The sequence below is a fragment of the Pedobacter sp. GW456-11-11-14-TSB4 genome, assembly GCF_059424425.1.
This window is the reverse complement of the sequence record NZ_JBWKZK010000002.1, coordinates 662,647-687,841: the sequence shown is the minus strand read 5'-3', so window position 1 is coordinate 687,841 and position 25,195 is coordinate 662,647. Positions and strand designations below refer to the sequence as shown.

Sequence of the window (25,195 nt, the reverse complement as noted above, 5' to 3'; positions counted from 1 at the left end):
TTTAAATTTCTTCTAAAGCTTGTTGAATTGAACTGTAAATGTACGTTAAATCATCATTTGAAATGACATACGGAGGTAAGATGTAAATGATATTTCCTAACGGGCGGAGAATAATTCCTTTATTTAAAAAGTAATTGTAAAGTTGATCTCTTAACCCATTTAGATAAGATGTATTATCGCCAGTTTGCCACTCAATGGCAATGATTGTACCTGTTTGTCTGAGTGTTTTAACCTTTGGATGATTTTCTATCTGCTTAAAAAACTGTTGATGCTGTTTCTCTATTCTTTTGATGTTGGCTAAAGTTTCTGGCGCCAACAGAATATCTAAACTGGCCAATGATGCAGCACAAGCAACTGGGTTTGCGGTAAATGAGTGACCGTGATATAGCGTTTTTAATTTATCATCACTTAAAAAAGCCTCAAATATTTTTTGGTTACATGTAGTTACACCCAATGGCATAGTGCCGCCAGTTAAACCTTTACTTAAGCAAAAAATATCAGGATTATTGTTTAGCTGTTCGCAAGCAAAGTAAGTCCCTGTTCTACCAAATCCTGTCATCACTTCATCGGCAATTGTTAAAACATCATTCGCTTTGCAAGCAGTTAAGAGTTCATCAAGGTATTTAGCCTCATACATGAGCATGCCACCTGCACCTAAAATTAAAGGTTCGAAAATAAAGCAGCACAGCTGAGATTTGAGATTTGAGATGTGAGATGTGAGATGTGAGATATTATCTTTATTTGGCAAATCTATAAACTCTACATCAAACAACAACTCGTTAAATGGATTGGTAAATATGCTTCTCCCACTTACCGACATAGCCCCAAAAGTATCGCCGTGGTAAGCATCTTTAAAAGCTAAAACCTTAGTTTTTTTGGTTTCTCCGCTATTGCTCCAATACTGTAAACACATCTTTAAAGCTACCTCTACAGCCGTTGAGCCATTATCGGTATAGAAAACCTTCTCTTGCTTGCCTGGTAATAAAGGCAATAGTCTTTCTGCTAATTGTACAGCGGGCTCATGTGTAAAACCGGCAAAAATTACGTGCTCTAATTCAGTTAACTGTTTAGCTACCTTTTGCGCAATATGTGGATGAGCATGACCGTGTATATTTACCCACCACGATGAAACTGCATCTATGTACTTATTACCATCCTCATCAAACAAATACACTCCTTCTCCCCTTTTTATTGGGATTGGTTTTTGTGCATTTTTCATTTGTGTATAAGGATGCCAAACTACTTTTTGATCTCTTTCTATTAAACTCATTCTTTTATATCCTCATTTTCAATTAGATGATAAGAACTTTCAATTGGTTCGAATTCACTTTTTAACAACAACCAAACAATTAGCAAAATTAACAAGATTGAGCAAATAATAGAACCTTCGATACCAAAACTACCACCTGATAAATATTCAGGACCAATCGGTTTAGCTGTTAATATCCCTGTAGAATTGGTACCGCTAACCTTGTAGCCTAATAAAGTTCCTTGAGCAAAATTCCAGCTGAAATGTATGCCTATTGCCCAGCTGATGTTCTTTTTTAGCAAGGTAAATATTGAGAACAATGCTCCCGCCAAGGTAATATTTAGCATGGCCAACCAAGTAAAACCCGGATTACCCATATGAATAAAACCAAATAACATTCCATTGATTATTATAGCAAAAATGAAATGATAGCGCTCTGCAAAAACAAATAATGGAATTGTTCTAAACATAAATTCCTCAAAAACTGATACCAATAGAAAAAAGAAAAGGTATCCTATAAATACCGCTATACTAATTTTACCTAAGGTTAGGTTCACAAAACCCAAGGCATACAATATTCCGCCAGCCAATAGAATTAGAACAAAACCAATGGCACTACCTTTTAAAAACCCCGAAACTGCATTTTGTTTAACTACAAAAACATTGTTGAAATTAATAGCTGGAAATGTTTGAAACATCATTAGCAATGCAGAAATCACTACAATTACCAATGCACTTTCTAAAAAAATATCCGATAAAATTGAATCTTGAGGTATAGTGATTAAATTCATTTGAGCGATGAGCCCAAAAGGTAATAAACTTATAAAAATGAAAAATATAAAAGCAATTACTTTTAGCAATGGCATAATGTTGTGCAATATCCTATCTCCCATTTTTTAAAACTTCTTCTTTAACATATCAACCACTGTTTTGTCTGTTTTAAAAGTTACGTCATTTGTCGTTATGTCATCAATTTTTACCCATCTAAAAGATTGATTAAAACCTTCCTCGAAATCAAAAACAACCGATTTAAATTTTAAAGCTAAGGGCTTAATCTCTTTAACAAGATAATAAACACTTATAACCTGACTATCATTAAATGAAGATTTTTCATAAAAATCTGTAGTGTAAAAATGTTCAACTACTTCAATTTCTGCATTGCACTCTTCAACAAACTCCCTTTTCAGGGCATCAATTAAACCTTCACCAAACTCGACACCACCGCCCGGAAACTTAGAAAAATATTGATCGTATTCAAATTCATCACTTACCAGTATCTCGTTTTGGTTGTTAATAAGTAAACCATAAACCCTTACATTAAAATAACTCATTGATTAAAGTGCTTTTGGTTTTTAGTTACATTTTCCATATCCCAAACAATTTCACCTTTAAACTCTTCCTGTCTAACTCCACAATTTGGCATTTTGCAATAATTACAACAAGCAGACAAACACGGGTCAGCATGAATAAAAAGCTCAGTTTGATAAGAACCTGATACGTTAATGGTTTTGTCTATGTTTGATATTTCTTGATGAACTGTATTTAAATCGAAATAATAAGGAAGAGTGACATGGCAATCTATATGCAAATCTGCTCCATATTGCTGTGCCCTTAAATTGTGAATATCTATCCAGCTATCTTGCCTGTTATTCTGTAAAATCACCACAATATCCTTAACAAGCTCAATATTGCTTTCATCCATTAAGCCGCCGACAGATCTTCGGGTTAATTTGTAACCATTAAAAACAATATAGCAACCCAAGGCAATTGAAATAGCACTATCTAACCAGAGCATTTTAGTGTAATAGATAACAAAAATGCCAACAACTAAACCTGCACTGCTTATAGAATCGGTTAATAAATGCTTGCCATCAGCTTCCAATGTTAACGATTTATGCCTTTTTCCAGTATTAATTAAATAAAATCCAACTATTAAATTTACAATTCCTGTAGCTCCAATAATTAATGCTCCATCAAAAAGTTGTTTAATTTCTTTAGGGTAAAAAAGATCATAGCTCGATTTAAAAATAATAATTAAGCCAGCAACACCAATTAACACACCTTCCACAAAAGCAGAGAAAAATTCTACCTTACCATGTCCGTACGGATGATTTTCATCCTTTGGTAATGTGGTTAAATAAACGCTGTAAAACGCAAATGCACTGGCAATTACATTAACAATGCTTTCTGCAGCATCGGTTAAAATTGCATTAGAGTTGGTAATAAAATACGCAATAAACTTGGCAAGCATTAAAAGGATGCTTACACAGAGTGAAATCAGGATGGCTTTTTTTTTCGGCTGCAACTTTATGAGTTTGGAGCCTCAAAAATACAGTTTAACATGGTAATTTTAATAAAAACTATCTTTTTTATTGCCTAATAGCATATGGTTTTTATATTTGCGCAATCACAAATTTATTATGGCAGTTTTATCTCAAAGAATCAACAACTTATCAGAGTCAGCTACACTTAAAATGACCAAACTTGGTCGCGATTTAGCCGAAAAAGGTATTAACATTATTAGCTTAAGTATCGGTGAGCCCGACTTTAACACACCAGACCATGTTAAAGAAGCAGCTAAAAAAGCGCTAGATGATAATTATACACGTTATTCTCCAGTTCCTGGTTATCCAGAATTACGCAAGGCGATTGCTAAAAAGTTGAAAACAGAAAACAATTTAGATTATGACTTCTCTCAAATTGTTGTTTCAACTGGTGCTAAACAGTCATTATCAAATGTGATATTAACTTTAATTAATCCGGGCGAAGAAGTAATTATACCTACTCCTTATTGGGTTTCGTACTCAGAAATGGTTGTATTAGCAGAAGGTAAATCTGTTTTTATCGATACTGATATCGAAAGTGATTTTAAAATCACACCAGAGCAATTAGAAGCTGCAATTACCCCTAAAACCAAACTTTTCATGTTTTCATCTCCTTGTAACCCTACCGGAAGTGTTTACAGCAGAGAGGAATTAGCAGGTTTAGTTAGAGTATTCGAAAAATATCCAGATGTATATATTTTATCTGATGAGATTTATGAGCATATCAACTTTATAGATAAGCACGAATCAATTGCTCAATTTGATAGCATCAAAGACCGTGTTATTATTGTAAATGGTTTTTCTAAAGCCTTCGCTATGACGGGTTGGAGACTAGGTTACATAGCTGCTAATAAAGAAATTGCTGCAGCTAATGACAAAATGCAGGGACAAACTACCTCTGGAACTTGTTCAATAGCACAACGTGCTGGTATTGTAGCTTATGAGCAAGGTTTAGAAACAGTACTTGAAATGAAAAAATCATTCGCAAGACGTAGAGAGTTAGTTTTTAATTTACTAAATGAAATTCCGGGTGTAAAAACCAATATGCCTGATGGAGCATTTTACTTTTTCCCAGAAATAAGTTCATTTTTTGGTAAAAAAGATCCAGATGGAAATACAATTAAAGACTCTGCCGATTTAGCTTTATATTTATTAAACTTTGGCCATGTGGCAACCGTAGGCGGCGATTCATTTGGTAATAATAATTACATCCGCCTTTCTTACGCTGCATCAGACGAGAGCTTAGTTGAGGCTTTAAGAAGAATTAAAGAAGCATTAGCTAAATTAGCATAAAAAATATTCAGAAAGTTTTTAGACCGAAAGTCCGGAAGAACAAAATATCTTCCGGACTTTCTGACTCTCAGACCTTCCCAGCTTCTTAAGACCTAATGGCCTCAACCGGATCTAACCTCGAAGCGGCAAATGCTGGCCAAAAACCTGCAATAATACCAATTGCTACAGACCAGCCAATACCACTTAATATATTTCTGAAGTAGAGGATAATTTCAACATCTACCACATAGGTGAATACGAGTGTTAAAATATACACCAAACCTAAGCCAAGTAATCCTCCCATTAGACAAAGTGCTACAGATTCTAACACAAACTGCAATAAAATAAAGTAATTTTTAGCACCTAATGATTTTTGGATCCCTATAATATTTGTACGCTCCTTAACAGAAACAAACATAATATTTGCAATACCAAAACCACCTACCAAAACAGAAAATATACCAATAATAAAACCTGCCGTATCAACCACACCAAACATAATATCTAATTGATTGCTCAACATGGTCGTTTTGTTTAACGAAAAATCGTCTTCTTCACCAGGTTTTAGTCTATGTATCGAACGCATTAAACCTTTCAATTCGCTCTCCACTTCTTCTAAAGCAATGTTTTCTTTGCCTCTTACGGTAACTTGCGGGTTGTATCTTTCGTTGTTAACATCAAAAATTCCTTTTGCTAAATTTAAGGGGATCAGTACATTTTTGTCTTGAGACATGCCCATCATATCCTCGCCTTCCTTTTTGTAAACACCAATAACGGTAACTCTGCGTCCCATTACTTTTATTTGTTTACCTATCGGGTTATCGCTATCAAATAAACCTTCTGCTATTTCTGCACCTAAAATACAAACCGGCGAGCCGTACTGACTTTCGCTAGCCGTAAAATACCTACCATCCTGAAATTCTAAATCCCAAGTTTTGTTATATTCATGTGAAGCCGCATTGATGTTTGCTCCGTCTACCGAATTGCTTTCATATTTAATAGTTCGGTTACTTGCATTTACCTCGTAACAAACACCAACAGCCATATCCATTCTATCTTTTAAGCCATTATAGTCTCTTAAAGACGGCTCAGGGCGATTTACATATTTCCACCACGGAAAGTTACCACTAAAAACCCATGGCCATTTTTGTACAAACAATGTGTTAGAACCTAATTTATCAACACTGCTCTGTATTTTATCACGCATGGTATCAACACCGGTAGAAACCGCAATGATGATAAAAATACCAATCGTTATACCCAATAAAGATAAAGCAGTTCTTAATTTGTTTTGGCGTAATGCATCCCAAGCAAACCTGAAACTTTCGCCTATAAGTCTAAATATCATCATAGTATTGTTTAGACCAAAATTACCTAAAAAGGTTACAACACTTACAGTATATTAATAAAAATACATTCAATTCTAAAAAAATGTAATTCTAAAAGCTATTAAACCTCAATTTCATCTTTTTTTGAAGAGCAATAGCAATGCAGAATTTGAAGTAACTCCTGCTATCCGTTTCAATCTTTTTGTATGCTACGCATTAAACAAAAAGTATTTGCACTACTATCAGGTCTAAAAACTTCGGCTTGTGCAATAAAACCCCTCATAGTAGCAAAAACACTGCTACTTAAACCTGATGGCAATGGAAAGCTTTTGTTTTTTGGCACATTGCGCAGGGCAAACAAAACTTGTAATGAACAGCAGGGCCAAATTAAGCGATTAGCACTTACCTAGCTTTTCTAAATAAAATTTAAATTGTAATAGTTGTATTAACAATGCAATATAAATTACAAAAAAAGAATTATAATTTGTAAATTTGCGCCCTAATTTACTACATTAATAAACATGAAGTTATCTCAATTTAAGTTTAATTTACCAGACTCGCTGTTAGCGAATACGCCTGCAGAACAAAGAGACGAAGCCCGTTTAATGGTTTTGCACAAAGATAGTGGTAAAATTGAGCATAAGATTTTTAAAGACGTTTTAGGATATTTTGATGATAAGGATGTAATGATTCTTAACAACACAAAAGTTTTTCCGGCTCGTTTATACGGTAATAAAGAAAAAACTGGCGCAACGATAGAAGTTTTTTTACTTCGCGAATTAAACAAAGAATTACGTTTATGGGATGTTTTAGTAGATCCTGCTCGTAAAATTCGTGTTGGTAACAAACTGTATTTCGGCGATGACGATCTATTAGTTGCAGAGGTTGTGGACAATACCACATCTCGTGGCCGTACAATTCGTTTCTTATTTGATGGAACTGATGAAGAGTTTAGAAAAAACGTGGAGATTTTAGGTGAAACTCCACTTCCTAAATATATTAAACGTAAAGCTACCGAGCAAGATAAAGAACGTTACCAAACCATTTTTGCTAAACATGAAGGTGCTGTAGCGGCTCCAACTGCTGGTTTACACTTTAGCAGAGAGTTAATGAAACGTTTAGAATTAAAGGGTGTTGATTTTGCTGAAGTTACTTTACACGTAGGTTTAGGTACTTTTAGACCAGTTGAAGTAGAAGATTTGACAAAACATAAAATGGATTCGGAGCAATTCATCATCGAGCAAAAAGATGCTGATATTGTAAACAATGCATTAGATAACAAAAGAAGAATTTGTGCGGTAGGTACAACATCTATGCGTGCTATCGAGTCTGCAGTTTCATCTAACAGAAGATTAAAATCTGCTAACGATTGGACAAGCAAATTCATCTTCCCTCCTTATGATTTTAGCATTGCTAATTGCATGATTACTAATTTCCACACTCCAGAATCTACTTTGTTAATGATGGTAAGTGCATTTGGTGGTTACGAAAATGTAATGAATGCTTATCAAGTAGCATTAAAAGAAAAATATCGTTTCTACAGTTATGGTGATGCGATGTTGATTATATAGACACAAGTAACAAGTATCAAGTATCGAGATTTAATCTTGCTACTTGATACTTAAATCTTGATACTAACAAAATGAAATACTACGCAATAATAGTTGCTGGTGGTTCTGGCACAAGGATGCAAACCACAATTGCTAAACAATTTTTATTGCTTAAGGACAAACCAGTGCTCATGCACACTATTTTAGCCTTCGCTAACTGTTCTTATAAACCTCAGCTTATTTTAGTTCTTAATCATAACCTTATTACCTATTGGGAAGAGCTATGCCTAAAACATAATTTCAATATTCCACATTTGGTTATTCCTGGTGGCGATCAGCGTTTTCATTCGGTAAGAAATGGCTTAATGGCTATTAAAGAAACGGGGGTTGTAGCCATTCATGATGCAGTTAGACCTTTGGCTAGTCAAAAACTAATTGATACTACATACCAAATTGCAGAAGAGCTAGGCAATGCCATTGCAGTTATTAAACCAAGTGATTCTGTAAGAAAATTAGTAGCTAATAACAAAAGCGAAATTGTAAATAGAGATGAGCTGGTATTGGTACAAACACCTCAAACATTTCACATTAGTCAGCTTAGAGCGGCTTACCAGCAGCATTATAATAGTAAGTTTACGGATGACGCCTCTGTGGTTGAAAGCGCAGGATTTGCTATTAACTTGGTAGAAGGAGAGCGAAATAATTTTAAAATTACATATCAAGAAGATTTAGAGTTAGCTAATTTTTTGATGAAATAAAAAAGAGAAACCTTTCAGTTTCTCTTTTTTATTTATTGATGAATTAGACTGTTTTAAGCCGCTCCTCTAATAACTCTTAAAATTACAGCTATAATTGCTATAACTAATAGTGTGTGTATAATGCCACCTGTGTAAAAGCCTCCTAAAAAGCTGATAGCCCAAATGATTACTAAAATTACTGCGATGATATAAAGTAGATTTCCCATAATATTTATATTTTAAATGACTAAGCTGCCCCTCTAATAACTCTCAAAATAACAGCAATAATTGCGATTACCAATAATGTATGAATGATACCACCTGTGTAAAAGCCTCCTAAAAAGCTGATAGCCCAAATGATTACTAAAATTACTGCGATGATGTAAAGTAGATTTCCCATGATGTTTTTTCTTTAGTTGATAAATGTTTAATTAATAATTTTTAATTTCTAAGCATTAACAACTACAATCTCTAAATTGTTCTAGGAAATATAGGAAATAAAAAAAGTCCCGAATTTCTTCGAGACTTTTAATTTTTTATGATTTTTTAGTATTCATCTTCATTGAAGAAGAAATCATCTTTGGTAGGATAATCTGGCCAAATTTCTTCTATCGTTTCATAAGGCTCACCATCATCTTCTAAAGCTTGTAAATTCTCTATCACCTCTACAGGTGCACCAGAACGAATACCATAATCAATTAATTCGTCTTTTGTTGCAGGCCATGGAGCGTCTTCCAAGTGCGATGCTAATTCTAATGTCCAATACATATTATTCTTTATTAAATTATTCTATTTTCTATTTGCGCAAAAGTATGGTAAAAAAAATGAGCAAAACAAATATTTTTTTCCACCATTTTAAAGTCGCGGTAGCCAAACGTTTTCTTGCGTTTTAGCATCTGCACTCAGTTTTCGTGCCAAAACAAACAAATAATCGCTTAACCTGTTCAAATAGATTGTAATATTGCTGTCAACAAAACTTTCTTCGGCTAAATGAACCGTCAATCGTTCTGCTCTCCTGCATACGCAACGAGCTAAATGACAATAAGATACAGTTGTATTTCCACCTGGTAATATAAAATGTTTTAGCTCTGGTAACTGCTCATTCATTCGGTCCATTTCATTTTCTAACAAAGTGATGTCAGTAGCCAAAAGGTCTGGAATTTTCATTTTAGACTTTTCTGGATCAGATGCTAACGAAGATCCAATTGTGAATAACCTATCTTGAATTTCTTTTAAAATGGTTTGATAATGAGCATCAATTTCTTGACACATGATCAAACCTATATAAGAATTTAACTCATCAACGGTGCCGTAACTTTCTATCCTGAGGTGATATTTAGGAACTCGAGTACCACCAATTAATGAGGTTTGGCCTTTATCTCCTGTTTTAGTGTATATTTTCATGATGAGATATGAGAAGTGAGATATGAGATATGAGAATTGAATTGTCTCATATCTCATATCTCAAAGCTATTTTATACTATGCTTTCAAAATCGTCGCCTTTATTTTTCAAATGAGACAAACGTGGCGAAACTGTTTTGATATCCTCATTAACGTAATCCTTTTCAATTAAACCATCACGCATACGTACAATTCTGTGAGCGTGTTGCGCAATGTCTTCCTCATGCGTAACTAAAATAATGGTGTTGCCTTTGCTATGTATTTCTTCTAGCAAACCCATAATTTCAATTGATGTTTTGGTATCTAAGTTACCAGTTGGTTCATCTGCCAAAATGATAGATGGATTATTAATTAGTGCTCTAGCTACTGCCACACGCTGACGCTGACCACCTGAAAGCTCATTCGGTTTGTGCGTAATACGATTACCTAAACCTACATTTTCTAAAGCTTTAGTTGCACGCTCATCACGTTCTCGCTTGCCAGCACCCGCATATATTAAAGGCAATGCTACATTATCTAATGATGTTGATCGAGGCAATAAGTTAAACGTTTGAAAAACGAAACCAATCTCTTTGTTTCTAACCTCAGCCAACTCATTATCAGACATTTGACTTACGTTAGTGCCATTTAAAATATAATCACCTTTACTAGGTGTATCTAAGCAGCCTAAAATATTCATTAAAGTAGATTTGCCAGAACCTGATGGCCCCATTAATGCAACAAACTCACCTTTGTGAATATCTAAACTAACAGATTTTAACGCATGAATAACTTCAGAACCGATAACGTACTTACGGCCAATATCTTTAATGTTGATTAGAGCTTTTTGCATACTTGTTGCTATTTTTTGTTTGGCAACTATCCAGATTTTTTATTTAATCCTGATGGTTGTATTGTATATTGGTTTAGACCCCAAACCGCATAAAATGTTACAGCTTACGCTATTTTTCTATAATTTTTGGAACAAAGAAATAACTCTCGTTATGTTTTGCCGCATTTTTTAAACCATCAGTAACCGTAATCTCCTGTTTGGCAACATCTTCTCTCCAAACGTTTACTTCCTCATTCATGTAAACTAAAGGTTTTACACCTGTGGTATCTACCTCGTTTAACTTTTCCATAAACGTTAATATTTTGTTCATTTCTGCAGTTAAACCACTAATTTCTTGGTCTTTTATTTCTATTCTAGCCAAATCGGCAACTTTAATTACAGTTTCTTTATCTATTACCATTAGCTTAACTTGCTATTAATTTTGTTAAAAACCTCATCCTTTAATACGTCTGCACTTTCCGTTGCTAATATAACGGTTGAAATCGGTTCATGCACATAAACTTTTCCAATGCCTGGTCTAGTGCCATATTTCGAACCATCATCCCACATCAATTGCCAAACATTAATACTTACAGGCACAATTGGCACATTGTGTTCAATAGCTAACCTAAAAGGTCCATTTTTAAATTCATGCAGCTTTGGTGGGTACAAATCATCAATTTTACCTTCCGGAAAAATGATTAAACTCATTCCTTTATCAAGATTTTCACCAGCTTTTTTAAATGCCCTAAATGCAGAAATTTTACTTTCTCTAGCTACAGCAACATCAATTGTACTAAAAAACAATCCTAAAACAGGGTTTTTAGTCAATTCTTCTTTGCCCATAAAATGAAAGCGACCTTTAGCCAACAAACAGAATAAGATAATATCTAAGTTAGAAGTATGGTTAGCACAAAAAATGTAGGTTTCATTTGCCAATGGCTTTTCGAACTCGAAGCTAAAAAACACACCAGATAAGGCAGTTCCTAAAAAAGAATGGATGGTTCTAAACCTATTTAAAAGTAAATACCTACTTGGTTTTCTGCTACTCCAATAGTAAATAGGCCAAAAAAGGAAGAAGAAAAATAAAATCCAAAAGATAAAATAAAAGAAGTGTAACTTCTTAAGCAGCTTAATCATTGTTTCAAAAGTACAAAATATGGCAAATCATTTTTTCATTTTTTTGAAAAAGCTTGTCAGTAGTTTATGGCAAATTAGTCCCGCCCTTTGTTACAATAACCCAAAACCTGTGGGTTAGGAAATATGAGTGATTGAAATGGATTATTTTTACTCCGGTCGGGTTTATAGTACAAAGGCAGTAGTTCTTTTGAATTTTTAAAAGCTAATTTTTTTAAAGTGTTCTGTGTGCCACAGACCACGGGGACAGCTTAAACAAATTCCAACGTTGGCATACCCTCCTACGCTTAAATTAGCTTAAATATGAAATATTAAGGTGCAACCTATTTAGGAAAACCCGAGTTAACTAGACCCGACAGAATGGAAAGCCCACAGGTGAGGCACGAACCGAGGACTTGGAATGATGGCGGGACTATCTTAACCGATGAGTATTGTCATTGCTCTTAAAAAAAATCAAACGACGAATAAGCAAATGTTTTGCAAAGTGAAATCCCGACTTCTCCTATCATGTAAATACAATTATTAATCTATTTTTCGCTCTATGCCGCGAGGCATTTTACTTTTGAGGCATCAAAAGTTACCAAAATGCATGCCAATCCCGCTATGTGCCTTTTTACAGGCCATCGCTCATCAAAAAAACAGCGGCACGTTTTGTTCGGTTGCAATAAATTAAAGCATCTACAAACTCGAACACAAAACCATTGCGTTTAAGGTTTGGTAGTGCTATTTGTTCTGTGGTGCTCCTGTTTTTTTGATCAGTTTGGCACTTGGGTTTGACGCGTTCTTAGCTCAAGACAGAAATATATTAACTGAACCTAGTATTTTGCCAAAATACAATGAGCAAAAAGATGTGTCAACACGATGAGACTTCTTGAGAAACCAATTCAACTAATGAACTATTATTGAACAAAAAGTAAATAATTAAATTTCATGTTTAGGTTTTTTCTTAATTTCGGCAATTATGAAAGAAACAGTAGTGAGCGGTATCCGTTCTACAGGCAAATTACACTTGGGAAACTATTTCGGCGCCTTAAAAAACTTTATACAAATGCAAAATGAGTATAACTGTTATTTTTTTATAGCCGATTTACATTCATTAACAACACACCCTACTCCTGCCGACTTACATGGTAACGTAAAACATGTTTTGGTAGAGTATTTAGCTTGCGGAATTGACCCAGAAGCGTCTACTATATATGTACAATCTGATGTGCCAGAAATTGCAGAATTGTATTTGTATTTGAATATGAACGCTTACATGGGCGAATTAGAGCGTAGCGCTTCCTTTAAAGATAAGGTGAGGGCTAACCCAGATAATGTTAATGCAGGTTTATTAACCTACCCTGTTTTAATGGCTGCAGATATTTTAATACATAAAGCTACCAAAGTGCCTGTTGGTAAGGACCAAGAGCAACATTTAGAAATGGCTCGTACTTTTGGCAATCGTTTTAACAGATTATACAATCAAGAATATTTTCCAGAGCCTTACGCTTTTAGCTACTCAAAAAACTTAGTGAAGGTGCCTGGTTTAGATGGTAAAGGTAAAATGGGTAAATCTGAAGGAGAAGGAAATGTTATCAATTTATCTGATTCGCCAGAAGTTATCCGCAAAAAAGTTTCGAGAGCAATTACAGATAGTGGACCAACAGCAGAGTTTCAAGAAAAGCCAGAGGCGATCCAAAACTTATTCGATTTAATGAAAATTGTATCATCTGAAGATACTTTAGCACATTTTGATGAGCAATACAATAAAATGGCAATCCGTTATGGCGATTTTAAGAAGCAATTGGCAGAAGATATGATTGTTACTACCGCACCTATGAGAGAGCGAATTAATGAGATTGCTGCAGATACCGCTTATTTACGTCAGGTGGCTAGGCATGGTGCTTTAAAGGCAAGAGAAAGTGCTCAAAAAACCATCAGAGAAGTAAGAGAATTAATTGGGTTTAGAAGTTTTTAATTGATAGATTTGAGATGTGAGAAGTTAGATTTGAGAACGCTTATCTAAACTCATATCTCATATCTAATATCTCATATCAAAAAAAATATGCATATAGCCATAGTTGGAAATATTGGTGCCGGTAAAACAACATTAACAAGTTTGTTGGCCAAAAATTACGGATGGGAAGCTTTATATGAAGCTGTTGATAACAACCCCTATTTGGAGGATTTTTATGGCGACATGAAGCGTTGGAGTTTTAACCTTCAAATTTATTTCTTAAACAGTCGTTTTCAGCAGATTGTAGAAATAGAAACCAACAAAAGAAACGTAATTCAAGATCGTACTATTTATGAAGATGCCCACATTTTTGCAGAAAATTTGCATGAAATGGGTCTAATGACTTCTCGCGATCATGATAATTATAGAGCTATTTTTAGCAATATTACTTCTTTTATTAAACCACCAGATTTGTTGGTTTATTTAAGAGCTTCGGTACCTACGCTTGTTAACAATATACAACGCCGAGGTAGAGAATATGAAGCTAGTATTAGAATTGATTATTTATCGAAATTAAATGAAAAATACGAAGCCTGGATTAAAGATTATAGTTTAGGCAAGCTTTTAATTTTAGATAAAGACAAACTTGATTTCACGAACAATCCTGAAGATTTAGGAATAGTTATCCAATCTATAGACGCTGAAATTAACGGTTTGTTTTAGACATGAAGGACTTCCAACATGAAAATCCTGAAAATTGGAAGTGGGGTATTTTTTATTTCAATAAAAAAGATTTTAGGTATGTAGTGCCCAAAAGAAATCAAATGTTGGGTTGGACATTTAATTTTGCTCACCCAACTGTACACATCGCATCATTTTTAATACTTGCTTTAATCATTTTGCTATCAATAATTACACGATGAAGACCATAGGTATTATTCCAGCTCGCTATGCTTCTACCCGGTTTCCGGCAAAACCGTTGGTTGATATTGCAGGCAAAACCATGATACAACGCGTTTATGAACAAGCCAAAAAATGCGATTTGGATGAGGTTGTTGTAGCTACTGACGATGAAAGAATATCATCGGTTATTGAAGCTTTTGGTGGAAAAGTTATCATGACTAGTACCGAGCACCAAAGTGGTACCGATCGTTGTGCTGAAGTGGCTAAAAAATTACCTGGTTACGATGTTGTAATTAATATACAGGGAGATGAACCATTTATTGATCCTACTCAAATTGCCTTGGTACGCTCTTGTTTTACAGATAAAAATATTCAGCTTGCAACTTTAATTAAGGAAATTCATACCGACGAGGAACTGTTTAATGCTAACATCCCGAAGGTTGTCATCAATTCAAAACAACAAGCTATTTATTTTAGTCGACAGCCTATTCCTTATATCCGCAATGCGAAAAAGCAAGGAGATTGGGTAACAGCTCATCAATTTTATAAACACATTGGGATTTACGGTTACACCACACAAACCTTACTTGAAATAACCCAGCTTAAGCCATCATCCTTAGAACTAGCAGAAAGCCTAGAACAATTACGTTGGTTAGAAAATGGCTATCAAATTGCAACCAAAGTTACTGGATTAGAAACCATAGCTATTGATACTCCAGAAGATTTGCAGAAAATTATTTTTTAAGATATTTTTTTATCTTCGGGATTAATCAAGCCTACCATGAAGAAATCTTACCTACTACCCTTTTTGCTTTTAGTTTGCTTTGCTGCGTGTAAAAATGAAAAGAAGGTAGAAGCAATAACTGAAATGTCTAAAACATTTGCTTTTAGCGATACTTTAAAGTTGGATACGTTTAAGGTTACCCTAAGTGGCGAAAAATCTGAAGACATGATTTTAAAATTTACAATTAACAATTTTAATGGTAAAGAAATTTACCAGAAAACCATTACAGGTTCAGAATTATTAAAAAGCTATTTGGATAGTGAAGATTTAAAAAAAGAGAACGATAAAATTGCTTTTATAAACAAGCAAATTAATGCCTTTTTTACTGAAGAACACTTTCTGGAACCAGCTGTAACAGATGAGCAAGATCTAGATGACAACACACCTGACGAAGCTTTTTACAATGAACTTAAACAGACAAAACTCAATGGATTTTATTTTAGTTTAGGTAAAGACAAAAGCATTTACATTGCTTGGTCTGTTAAAGAACAAAAAGTAAAAGTTTATTACAAGTGTTGTTAAGTAGTTTTCACTGCATTGTTCAACAAGAAATCAAATAGATTTACTTCTGGTTTTAGGGCCAATTTTTTTCTTAACCTATACCTGCTTACTTCTACTGCTCTGGGCGTAATATTTAATAATTGTGCAATTTCTTTAGATGATAGATTGAGCTTTAAGTAAGCACAGAGTTTCAAATCACTCGGACTTAAATTCGGGAAATTATTTTTTAAATTAGTCAAAAAATTTGCATGCACATGATCAAAGTGTATAGCAAATTGATTCCAATCATTGTCTAATTTTTTGGCTTCATTAAGTAGCCTGATAACTTTCTTTAAGTCATTGGCAGTATCTTTACTTGTAGTTTGTTCAACCAAAGGCAAAAGTTCATCTCCAATTTTAGATAGCAACTTGCCCCTTTGTACCAAATGCATTGTTGTTGTTGCCAACTCCTTATTTTTAAATTCAACATCGGCTTCTAATTGCTTTTTTTGCAGTTTAGTAATTTGTTGCTCGTTTCTTTCTATTTCTAATTGGTGCTTTTGCCTTAATTTATCTTGTTGTTTTAAATGTTCCTTTTCTTGCAACTTAATAAGCAGATATACCAGACAGCCAAAAATTAAAAAATAAAATACATAGGCTAAATTGCTTTTATACCATGGTGGAGAAATTACGAAGCTATAACTTGTTGGCTCAGATTCATTACCTAAATTATTTCTGGCTTTTACTAAAAATGTATATTTTCCGTGAGGTAAATTGGTATAATCCTTTTCACTTTTACTACTCCACGATGACCATTCATCATCATAACCTTTTAATTGATAACTATATTCGATGTTTTGTTTCTGTTCATACAATGTTGATGCATATTCGAAATGCATAGAATTATACTCGAATGCTAATTTTTTGACTGTATTTTCTTCTTTGCTGTAATATCCCCCAAAAAATACACTATCGGTTTTGCCGATAATTTTGATCTGTCCAAGCAAAACGTTAGGTTTATAAATGTTAGCTGCATATTTTCGATAATCGATGTGAATTAAGCCTTTATTTGCGCCTATAAAAATGTTTCTTTCATTATATGGATAGATATTTTCAAAACCTGCCAATATTTTAGAGGTTAGTTCAGGAAATTCTACTATTGTAAAATTCTTTAAATCAAGTTTCTTCTTAAAATCTACAACACAAACTCGTTTTTCTGAAACAAACCATACATTTCCATCCTTATCTTCAGTTAACAACTGAATAGACATGTTTTTAAATATGGGTCTAAACAATGAGCTTTGATAAAATCGCTTCTTTGCATTATTGTATTCATAAATACCATCTGCGGTAGCTGCAACTATTTTACCTTTAATTTTGAAGATGTAATTGTAAAGTGTTTTAGGAAGTCCATCATTTTTAGTCAGCAAGGTTGTTTTAATAATCTTTTCTTTATTGGCAGAAAGATCTAACTTATAAATCCCTCTATATGGATGTGATGCCCAAATACAATTTAATTGATGATCTACGGCAATAAACCTCAATGGCTCATTCAATGCAGATAATGTTCCTTTTGTACTAAAAATCGCATTATTATAGCCTAATAATTCTAAACCTGTGTAAGTACCAGCTACAACTTGATCATCTTCATTATCTTTAGAGAGTGAGGCGAATAACCATGTTCCTAAACCGCTATAAAGTTGAGTAGCACTATAATCATTAATTTCGTAGCCTCCATCTTCATTGGCCAATAATAAATGTTTGTTAACCTCAGTCAAACCCCAAGTCTGGCCTTTTGAATTGGCTACTTCAGTAAATTTTGCTTGAGAATTACTTAAATCATCAACACTTAGATCAATTGGAGCAGCTAATAAACCATTAGAAGTACCTATATAAAGTTTATTGTTAAAAATCTTTGTTGCATAACTAGAAACTTGCTTATTCCTATCGGGATAAATGTGCTTGATTGCGCTATTAAAGGCAATAAATGAAATACCATCATCCAAACCCAACCATAAATTTTGGTGCTGATCTAATAAAACACTTCTTATATTATTATTATTTAAACCTTCAGCATAAGAAAACTGCCTTTCAATTATACCTTGTTTATTAATAATGAGCAATGCGGATGAAGTTGTACCTAAAGCGTATAAATTTTCATTGATTTTTAATGCGCAATTAATTCTGTCATTTGCAAATATCTTATCGTTAATGGTTCTTTTTTCAATTAACTGATTACCTTTTAATAAGAACAAACCATTTTTTAAGGTCGTAATTAATAAAGTATCAGCATTGTATGGTAATATAGCGGTAATGGTTGAGTTTAAAATCCGTTTATCATCGCACTTAACAAGCCATTGGCCATTTTTAAAATATTTTAATCCAACTTTATTTTCATGTGCAAGCAATTCTTTATTTACTATACCTGCATATACCCATGCGTTTCGAGTAATGTAAACATCAATTTTATTATTTTTTAATCTGAAAATCTTATTAACTGTTCTAAAAAAGATCTCGTCGTTTGATAAATGAATATCCCAAATATCTGCAAACTGTCTTTCACCTGCCGGGATAAGGTCTTTAATAGAATGATAGATTAGCGTACCACTTTCATTTGGAAAAAAATAACCAAGCTCATCCTGACCACCGACATAAATTTTACCGTCTGTACTAATTTTAACGGAGCGAACAACAGTTTTATTAGGCAGCAAGTACGATTTCCAGTAAGCACCATTATATGTAATCAATCCCTCATTGTTCGCAAAATAAAGAATACCATTTTTATCTTGAGTAATGCCCCAATTTTGTGTACCACCTTTATATTGCAAATTGCTAAAACTACTTACTTGAGGCAAACCTATTGGGCCTTGCGCCTTAACCAAAATAGCTGGCATAAATAAGTATAGAAATAAGAAATAGAGATATCTCATTTGTTCAATTGTGAAAAAGTTTATATCTAGTTTAATATTGCAAATGGCAATTGGCATGAAGATAGCAAAAATTTTAATGTTGTAGTTAAACATTGCTATTTGGCTTCATTTTTAAAGAAAAAAGTTGTTATTGTATGGGTATTGTAGTAGCCAAATTTTCTCTCAAAGAAAATGCTAGAGCTATATTTGTTTCATAATGCTTGCAAAATTGTGCTACATAATTAGTACAACTGAGCAATTACTTTAACCAAATTATAAACTTAAATTATTTGTTATGAAAGGAAAATCTACGTTCATTCTTTTGCTGTTTTCCATGCTATTTTCTTTGGCCACAAGGGCACAAGAAATTAACGTGACAGGAAAAGTTACTTCCAAAGACGGCTTACCCATTCCGGGCGTTTCCGTTTTAATCCAAGGCACCAAAAATGGTGTTGCAACAAATCCAAATGGAGAATTTAGAATTGCAGTACCAAAAGCTGGTACAAATTTAGTATTCTCTTTAATCGGTATGGCATCGCAAACGATTGCGGTTAATAACAGTCAGCCAATCAATGTTATTTTATTAGATGCTGCAAGTGATTTAGATCAAGTTGTAGTGGTTGGTTATGGTACACAAAAGAAAAGTGTAGTAACTGGTGCAATTTCTCAGGTTAAGGCCTCAGATTTAGAAAACATGCCTGTTATGCGTATTGAGCAATCATTACAAGGTAGAACATCAGGTTTAACCATTACTACAAGTTCTGGTCAGCCAGGTGATGGAGCTACCTTACGTATTAGAGGTACTACTTCAATTAACAATAGTGAAGCATTATATATTGTTGATGGAGTGCAAGTTGGTGGCGGTATTGATTATTTAAATCAAGCTGATATCGAATCTATCGAAGTTTTAAAAGATGCAGCATCAGCAGCTATTTATGGAGCTAGAGCTGCAAACGGTGTGGTTATTGTTACGACAAAAAAAGGTACAAGAAGCGGTAAAATGAGTGTTAACTATAATACTTATTTAGGTACACAAGCACCGGCAAGAAAATTAGATTTGTTAAATGCTACCCAATATGCAACGTTATACAACGAAGCTCAATTTGCTGCAAATCCTAATGTTGGTACGCCACGTTTCCCAAATCCATCGCAATTTGGAGAAGGAACAGATTGGCAAGCTGCAGTATTTAATAACAGTGCTAAAATTCAAAATCATGAATTAAGCTTAAGCGGCGGTGGCGAAAAATCTACTTACTACAGCTCATTTGGTTATTTCGATCAAGATGGTATTGTGGCAACAAGTAATTCGCAGTATAAAAGATTTACTGCTCGTTTCAATTCAGATCATCAAATCACTAAAGCGATAAAATTTGGTCAAACTATTGGTTATACTCGTACCAATTCTGTAGGTGTTGGTACAAATACAGAATATGGTTCTCCGCTTGGTAGAGCAATCAATATCGATCCATTAACACCGATAGTAGAAACTGATCCGGCAAGAATTAACTTACCTATTTATGTAAACAATCCGGTAGTTAGAAATGCGCAAGGTTTACCTTACGGGATTTCAGAATATGCACAATCTGAAATTTTAAACCCTGTTGCGGCTTTAGCTGTGGCGCAAGGTAGAGGTTGGTCTGATAAAATTGTTGGTAACGCGTTTGTAGAAGTTGAACCAATTAAAGGTTTAAAATTTAGATCACAAGGCGGTGTAGATTTAGCTTTTTGGGGCAGTGAAGGCTTCACTCCTATTTACTATTTAAACTCTATCAACCAAACTACTATAACTTCTTATAACAGAAACTCAAACAGAGGCTTATTTTGGTCATTAGAAAACACAGTTAGCTATAACAAACAAATTAACAAGCATAATTTCACAGTGTTATTAGGTTATTCTGCTCAAAAGAATAAAGGAGAGACCAATGGTGGTACAAAAGACGGAATTCCTGTAACGAATATCAAAGATGCTTCTTTACAATTCCCTGTATCAAGAGCTAATGATGTATTTTACGGTGGAGAATATTTAAATACGTTGAACTCTACATTTGCTCGTTTAACTTACGATTTTAACGAAAAATACTTATTCACAGGTATTATCCGTAGAGATGGTTCATCACGTTTTGGTCCAAATAATAAATACGGTTATTTCCCTTCAGGTTCAGTGGGATGGATTGCAAGTAAAGAGAGTTTCTTCCCTCAAAACAACGTAGTAACTTTCTTAAAGTTTAGAGGTTCTTATGGTGTTACTGGTAACGATAACATCGGAGATTTTAGATATTTATCAACAGTTAGTGGTGGTAGAAATTATACTTTAGGTACTTCTGCTGGTTTAAACAACGGAGTTAGTCCAGATGCTTTATCAAACCCAGATTTAAGATGGGAAGAAACTTCATCAACTGATATTGGTTTAGATGCAACATTATTTGGAAACTTTACCATTACTGCAGATTGGTATCACAAAAAAACTTCTGGTATGTTATTACAAATTGATGTACCTGGCTACGTTGGTAACTCTGGTCCGATTGGTAACATTGCTGATTTATCTAACAGAGGTTTCGAGTTAGAATTAGGTTACAATAAAAGAATTGGCGAATTGTCTTTCAAAGTTGCCGCTAACGGTTCATTCTTAACAAATAACATCGATTTCTTAGGTGATGAAAAACAATTCTTAGGCGGACAAACAGTTACGCCACAAGGTTTAGAGGTAACTCGTACAATGGTTGGTCACGCAATTGGTTCTTTCTTCGGATATAGAAGCAATGGTTTATTCCAAAACCAAACAGAAATTAACAATTACAAAAATGCTGGAGGTACATTAATCCAACCTAATGCAAAACCTGGTGATATCAAATTCATCGATTTAAATGGCGATGGTTTAATTAGTGATAATGACAGAGAAATAATTGGTGATCCAACACCTGATTTCACTTACGGTTTTACTATAAATGCTGCATACAAAGGCTTTGATTTTGTAATGTTAGGTCAAGGCGTTGCTGGTAACCAAGTATTTAATGCATTAAGAAGATTTGACTTACCAACCGCAAACTACACCACTGCAATATTAGACAGATGGAGAGGTGAAGGAACTAGTAATGTAACACCACGTTTAACGTTGCAAGATGACAATAAAAACTACAGCCGTGTATCTAGTTTATTTTTAGAAGATGCATCTTATTTCAGAATTAAAACTTTGCAAGTAGGATATTCTTTACCAACTTCTTTAATTAGCAAAGCTGGATTAAGCAAACTTAGATTTTATGTAATGGCTAACAACTTGGTTACCTTCACTAAATACACAGGTTACGATCCAGAAATTGGTGGTGGTAGTTTTGGTGTAGATCGTGGTTTTTACCCACAAGCAAGAACATTTTTTGCAGGCATAAATGTTGGTTTTTAATAAAATAAAATGATGAAAAATAAATATATCAAATGTACCATTGCAATAGTTGCAATGATGCAGGTTTTCGTATCATGTAAAAAGGATTTTTTGGAGCTAACTCCAAGAGGAACAGCTCTAGAAGACAATTTCTACAAAAATGAAACTGAAGTAATGCAAGGTGTAATCTCAGTATATGATGTTATGCAATGGGGTACTACAGGTGGTTATACCATGAAAATGCCTTTATTAAGTGCTGCGTCAGATGATACTTGGGCAGGTGGTAGTAATGCCTCAGATCAACCAAATTGGGTTGCTTATGATAATTTTAACATGGATCCAAGAATTGGTCCACAAGGTGGATTATGGAGCAAAAACTTTACGGGTATCAATCGTGCTAACTTAATTTTAAGCAAAATTGAAAGTGCTACTACTTTAAGTGCACCATTTAAAGCTAGAGTAACTGCAGAAGCAAAATTCTTGAGAGCTTATTTCTATTTTGATTTGGTTAGATGGTTCGGTAGAGTTCCATTAATCACAGCAGTACTTCCAACTGCTGATCTTTATAAACAAGCACAATCAACACCTGCTCAAATTTATGCTCAAATAGAGAAAGATTTGAGAGAAGCTTATCCTAACTTACCGGCAACCATTTCTTCGGCAGAAAAAGGTAGAATTTCTCAAGGTGCTGCAAAAGCTCAACTTGGTAAAGTTTTATTGTACCAAAATGACAATACTAAACTAGCTGAAGCTATTACTTTATTCGAAGATGTAAATAAAGTTGGTAATGCTTATGGCTATTCTTTAGTACCAGTTTATGCTGATATTTTTAATCCAGCAAATAAATTTAACAGTGAATCTATTCTAGAAATACCTCACTCTAACAATGCAGCTTGGGGAGATTGGGGATGGATTAATGGTGGCGAAGGTAACGTTGGTACTCAGTTTATCGGAATGGATAGCTACAATGGCGATACTTACTCAAGCGGATGGGGCTTTTGCCCTGTTACATTAGATTTAGTTAATGTTATGAAAACAGATCCTCGCTTTGCTGCAACTATAATTGATGGTGCAGCTTTAAAAGCTGGAGGTGCAACTTACAATGCTCGTTACCAAAACACTGATTACTTTATTAAAAAGTATGCTCCCTTAAAAGCTTTCCGCTCTGCGAGTGGTGTAGCTGAGCAAAACTGGCCAATTAATGAGATCGAAATCAGATTAGCTGATACTTATTTAATGCAGGCAGAAGCTTTAGTAAAAGCAAACCAAAACCCTACAAGAGCTAAAGAATTATTAGACGCAGTTAGAGGAAGAGTTGGTTTAACTTCTGTACCGGTAACGTTAGATAATATTTACAACGAACGCAGATTAGAATTGGCAACTGAAGGACACCGTTTCTTTGATTTGGTTCGTACCGGTAGAGCAGTAACGGTTTTAGGTCCGGTAGGTTTTAAAGCTAACAAAAGTGAGTATCTACCAATTCCACAAACAGAAATAGATATTACTAAAGGTATTATTACTCAAAATCCAGGTTATAATTAATCATTAAAAAAATGAAAACATTAAAATACACTATAAAAACATCAATCTGGGTAAGCTTAGGATTGATGCTTACTTTGGGTTCTTGTAAAAAATCGGGAGTTGATGGCGAATTAGGGGCTGCTCCTACTTCTGCTCAAGTTCAGTTTACAGCAACACCAACCGCTACTAATGCAAATGTGATCCAATTCACTAATACTTCACCGGGTTTTAAAGCCATATGGGATTTTGGTAATGGTGCAACAGCCGAAGGAAATACTCCACAAGCATCGTATCCATTAGCTGGAACTTACACCGTTAAATTAACCATTGTTACTGATGGTGGTTATGCATCAAGTACCAAAACGGTAACTATAGCTTCAACTAATCCGGCCATGTTAACAGATCCAGCTTTTACTTTATTATCTGGTGGTTTAACAAATGCTAACGGTAAAACTTGGGTAATTGATCAAACACAAGTTGGTCATTTAGGTGTTGGTCCAATTGGTTCGCAAACACCAGAGTGGTACCAAGCTGGCCCTAATGAAAAAGCGGCAGATGGCTTTTACGATGATGAAATGACATTTAACATGAATGCATTGAAATATACGTATGCTAACAATGGTACTACTTTTGCAAATGCATCTAACGCTGCAGGTATTGGTGGTCCAACAGGCGGAGGTGATCCATCAGTAGCTTATACACCAGCAACTAACTTAACATGGTTAGTTACTGAAAATAACGGAGCAAAATACATTACCATCAGCAATAATGGTTTTATCGCTTATTATTTAGGTGTTTCTCAATATCAAATTTTAAGCTTAACAGCTGATGAAATGTGGTTGAGATGTTTAGATAAAGCTAATGCTGGTAATGCCTGGTATTTAAAATTAATTAGAAAAGGTTATGTTAGACCAGTAGTTCCTCCTGTACAAAAACCAATTCAAGCTGCAAACTTAACAGATGCTTTTACGTCAACCAATTCTATAGCTTGGGGTGCAGAAAATATGGATTTCTCTAGAGGTTATACCAACCCTTTCCGTATCGGTGTAAATACCTCAACAACTGTTGGATATTATGAAAAAAGATCAGGTAATGATGGACAATATGGAAACTTAAATATTACAATGCCATATCGTTTTGATTTAACTGCGAAAAACAAAATTCGTCTAAAAGTTTTTGTTTCTGGCGCTAATGATTTTACTAAAGTAGAGCCAAAAGTTGCTGTAAAACTTCAAAACTCTTTGTTAGGCGGCAATGCATGGCAAACTCAAATCGAAATAGCTAAAGTAATTACGGTAAGTCAGCAAAATCAATGGGTACAATTAGAATTTGATTTTTCTGGATCAGCTTCACAAACACTTTACGATAAAATCGTTATTCAATTAGGAGGCGAAGGACATCCACATCCTGGTATTTTCTATATTGATGACTTTGAATTTAATTAATAATAACACTCCTGTTTGGCTTAACAAC

General features: G+C 34.3%; 23 protein-coding genes. 10 read left to right on the top strand and 13 right to left on the bottom strand.

The features are described 5' to 3' along the window. Window position 1: 1 nt before the first annotated feature. Genes bioA through AC07XU_RS10350 form a run of 4 tightly spaced genes read right to left on the bottom strand, consistent with a single transcriptional unit; the run spans window position 2 to window position 3,554 of the window. Window positions 2-1,270: an adenosylmethionine--8-amino-7-oxononanoate transaminase gene (gene bioA / locus AC07XU_RS10365; RefSeq protein ID WP_494943576.1), complete on the bottom strand. Its 1,269-nt coding sequence runs from the start codon at window positions 1,268-1,270 to the stop codon at window positions 2-4. Continuing rightward, window positions 1,267-2,142 (bottom strand): CPBP family intramembrane glutamic endopeptidase, encoded by an 876-nt coding sequence (locus AC07XU_RS10360; protein ID WP_494943575.1) that lies wholly within the window; start codon window positions 2,140-2,142, stop codon window positions 1,267-1,269. The genes bioA and AC07XU_RS10360 overlap by 4 nt, the downstream gene beginning before the upstream one ends. A 3-nt stretch (window positions 2,143-2,145) precedes the next feature. After that, window positions 2,146-2,580 (bottom strand): NUDIX hydrolase, encoded by a 435-nt coding sequence (locus AC07XU_RS10355; protein WP_494943574.1) that lies wholly within the window; start codon window positions 2,578-2,580, stop codon window positions 2,146-2,148. Continuing rightward, the gene (locus AC07XU_RS10350; protein WP_494943573.1) at window positions 2,577-3,554 is read right to left on the bottom strand and encodes a cation diffusion facilitator family transporter; all 978 of its coding nucleotides are present in this window, start codon (window positions 3,552-3,554) and stop codon (window positions 2,577-2,579) included. Before AC07XU_RS10350 ends, AC07XU_RS10355 begins: the two co-directional genes overlap by 4 nt. 115 nt (window positions 3,555-3,669) lie before the next feature. On the opposite strand from AC07XU_RS10350, the gene AC07XU_RS10345 reads away from it, so the two are divergent. Continuing rightward, a complete protein-coding gene (locus AC07XU_RS10345; RefSeq protein ID WP_494943572.1) occupies window positions 3,670-4,866 on the top strand; it encodes a pyridoxal phosphate-dependent aminotransferase in 1,197 nt (398 codons plus the stop codon). An 85-nt stretch (window positions 4,867-4,951) separates the two neighbouring features. Here AC07XU_RS10345 and AC07XU_RS10340 read toward each other — a convergent pair whose 3' ends face one another. Beyond that, window positions 4,952-6,196 (bottom strand): ABC transporter permease, encoded by a 1,245-nt coding sequence (locus AC07XU_RS10340; RefSeq protein WP_494943571.1) that lies wholly within the window; start codon window positions 6,194-6,196, stop codon window positions 4,952-4,954. A gap of 498 nt (window positions 6,197-6,694) precedes the next feature. Here AC07XU_RS10340 and queA point away from each other — a divergent pair, with 498 nt between their 5' ends. Both queA and AC07XU_RS10330 read left to right on the top strand, forming a co-directional pair. Further along, entirely contained in the window at window positions 6,695-7,744 is a 1,050-nt protein-coding gene (gene queA, locus AC07XU_RS10335; RefSeq protein ID WP_494943570.1) for a tRNA preQ1(34) S-adenosylmethionine ribosyltransferase-isomerase QueA, read from the top strand. 71 nt (window positions 7,745-7,815) lie between these two features. Further along, entirely contained in the window at window positions 7,816-8,481 is a 666-nt protein-coding gene (locus AC07XU_RS10330) for a 2-C-methyl-D-erythritol 4-phosphate cytidylyltransferase (RefSeq protein ID WP_494943569.1), read from the top strand. A gap of 53 nt (window positions 8,482-8,534) precedes the next feature. On the opposite strand, the gene AC07XU_RS10325 is transcribed toward AC07XU_RS10330, so the two are convergent. The 7 genes from AC07XU_RS10325 to AC07XU_RS10295 form a co-directional block, all read right to left on the bottom strand. Further along, window positions 8,535-8,687: a lmo0937 family membrane protein gene (locus AC07XU_RS10325; protein ID WP_494943568.1), complete on the bottom strand. Its 153-nt coding sequence runs from the start codon at window positions 8,685-8,687 to the stop codon at window positions 8,535-8,537. A gap of 20 nt (window positions 8,688-8,707) precedes the next feature. Continuing rightward, complete coding sequence (locus AC07XU_RS10320) at window positions 8,708-8,860, bottom strand: lmo0937 family membrane protein (protein ID WP_494943568.1); 153 nt, start codon at window positions 8,858-8,860, stop codon at window positions 8,708-8,710. Window positions 8,861-9,006: 146 nt separating this feature from the next. After that, window positions 9,007-9,228 (bottom strand): DUF2795 domain-containing protein, encoded by a 222-nt coding sequence (locus AC07XU_RS10315; protein ID WP_008240955.1) that lies wholly within the window; start codon window positions 9,226-9,228, stop codon window positions 9,007-9,009. Between the two features lie 87 nt (window positions 9,229-9,315). After that, on the bottom strand, window positions 9,316-9,864 hold the full coding sequence (locus tag AC07XU_RS10310; RefSeq protein ID WP_494943567.1) for a cob(I)yrinic acid a,c-diamide adenosyltransferase: 549 nt from the start codon (window positions 9,862-9,864) through the stop codon (window positions 9,316-9,318). Window positions 9,865-9,935: 71 nt separating this feature from the next. After that, window positions 9,936-10,694 carry an ABC transporter ATP-binding protein gene (locus AC07XU_RS10305; protein ID WP_494943566.1) on the bottom strand — a complete coding sequence of 253 codons (759 nt, stop codon included), beginning with the start codon at window positions 10,692-10,694 and terminating at the stop codon, window positions 9,936-9,938. Window positions 10,695-10,803: 109 nt separating this feature from the next. Further along, the gene (gene gatC / locus AC07XU_RS10300) at window positions 10,804-11,094 is read right to left on the bottom strand and encodes an Asp-tRNA(Asn)/Glu-tRNA(Gln) amidotransferase subunit GatC (RefSeq protein WP_494943565.1); all 291 of its coding nucleotides are present in this window, start codon (window positions 11,092-11,094) and stop codon (window positions 10,804-10,806) included. Beyond that, the gene (locus AC07XU_RS10295) at window positions 11,094-11,813 is read right to left on the bottom strand and encodes a lysophospholipid acyltransferase family protein (RefSeq protein WP_494943564.1); all 720 of its coding nucleotides are present in this window, start codon (window positions 11,811-11,813) and stop codon (window positions 11,094-11,096) included. Before AC07XU_RS10295 ends, gatC begins: the two co-directional genes overlap by 1 nt. Window positions 11,814-12,771: 958 nt before the next feature. On the opposite strand from AC07XU_RS10295, the gene trpS reads away from it, so the two are divergent. The 4 genes from trpS (at window position 12,772) to AC07XU_RS10275 (ending at window position 15,958) form a co-directional block, all read left to right on the top strand. After that, on the top strand, window positions 12,772-13,770 hold the full coding sequence (trpS, locus tag AC07XU_RS10290; protein ID WP_494943563.1) for a tryptophan--tRNA ligase: 999 nt from the start codon (window positions 12,772-12,774) through the stop codon (window positions 13,768-13,770). Window positions 13,771-13,857: 87 nt separating this feature from the next. Further along, window positions 13,858-14,472, top strand: a complete 615-nt coding sequence (locus tag AC07XU_RS10285; RefSeq protein ID WP_494943562.1) for a deoxynucleoside kinase — start codon at window positions 13,858-13,860, stop codon at window positions 14,470-14,472. A 196-nt stretch (window positions 14,473-14,668) separates the two neighbouring features. Further along, window positions 14,669-15,397, top strand: coding sequence for a 3-deoxy-manno-octulosonate cytidylyltransferase (kdsB, locus tag AC07XU_RS10280; protein WP_494943561.1), 729 nt, complete (start codon window positions 14,669-14,671; stop codon window positions 15,395-15,397). Between the two features lie 36 nt (window positions 15,398-15,433). Continuing rightward, the gene (locus tag AC07XU_RS10275) at window positions 15,434-15,958 is read left to right on the top strand and encodes a hypothetical protein (protein ID WP_494943560.1); all 525 of its coding nucleotides are present in this window, start codon (window positions 15,434-15,436) and stop codon (window positions 15,956-15,958) included. On the opposite strand, the gene AC07XU_RS10270 is transcribed toward AC07XU_RS10275, so the two are convergent. Next, a complete protein-coding gene (locus tag AC07XU_RS10270) occupies window positions 15,955-18,846 on the bottom strand; it encodes a triple tyrosine motif-containing protein (RefSeq protein WP_494943559.1) in 2,892 nt (963 codons plus the stop codon). The genes AC07XU_RS10275 and AC07XU_RS10270 overlap by 4 nt on opposite strands. A 274-nt stretch (window positions 18,847-19,120) precedes the next feature. Between AC07XU_RS10270 and AC07XU_RS10265 the strand changes: the two genes are divergently transcribed. From AC07XU_RS10265 to AC07XU_RS10255, 3 genes are read left to right on the top strand one after another with little or no spacing between them, the layout of a single operon-like run. Next, complete coding sequence (locus AC07XU_RS10265) at window positions 19,121-22,222, top strand: SusC/RagA family TonB-linked outer membrane protein (protein ID WP_494943558.1); 3,102 nt, start codon at window positions 19,121-19,123, stop codon at window positions 22,220-22,222. Window positions 22,223-22,231: 9 nt separating this feature from the next. Next, window positions 22,232-23,743, top strand: a complete 1,512-nt coding sequence (locus AC07XU_RS10260) for a RagB/SusD family nutrient uptake outer membrane protein (protein ID WP_494943557.1) — start codon at window positions 22,232-22,234, stop codon at window positions 23,741-23,743. Window positions 23,744-23,754: 11 nt separating this feature from the next. Beyond that, the gene (locus AC07XU_RS10255) at window positions 23,755-25,167 is read left to right on the top strand and encodes a PKD domain-containing protein (protein ID WP_494943556.1); all 1,413 of its coding nucleotides are present in this window, start codon (window positions 23,755-23,757) and stop codon (window positions 25,165-25,167) included. The last annotated feature ends 28 nt before the right edge of the window (window positions 25,168-25,195 follow it).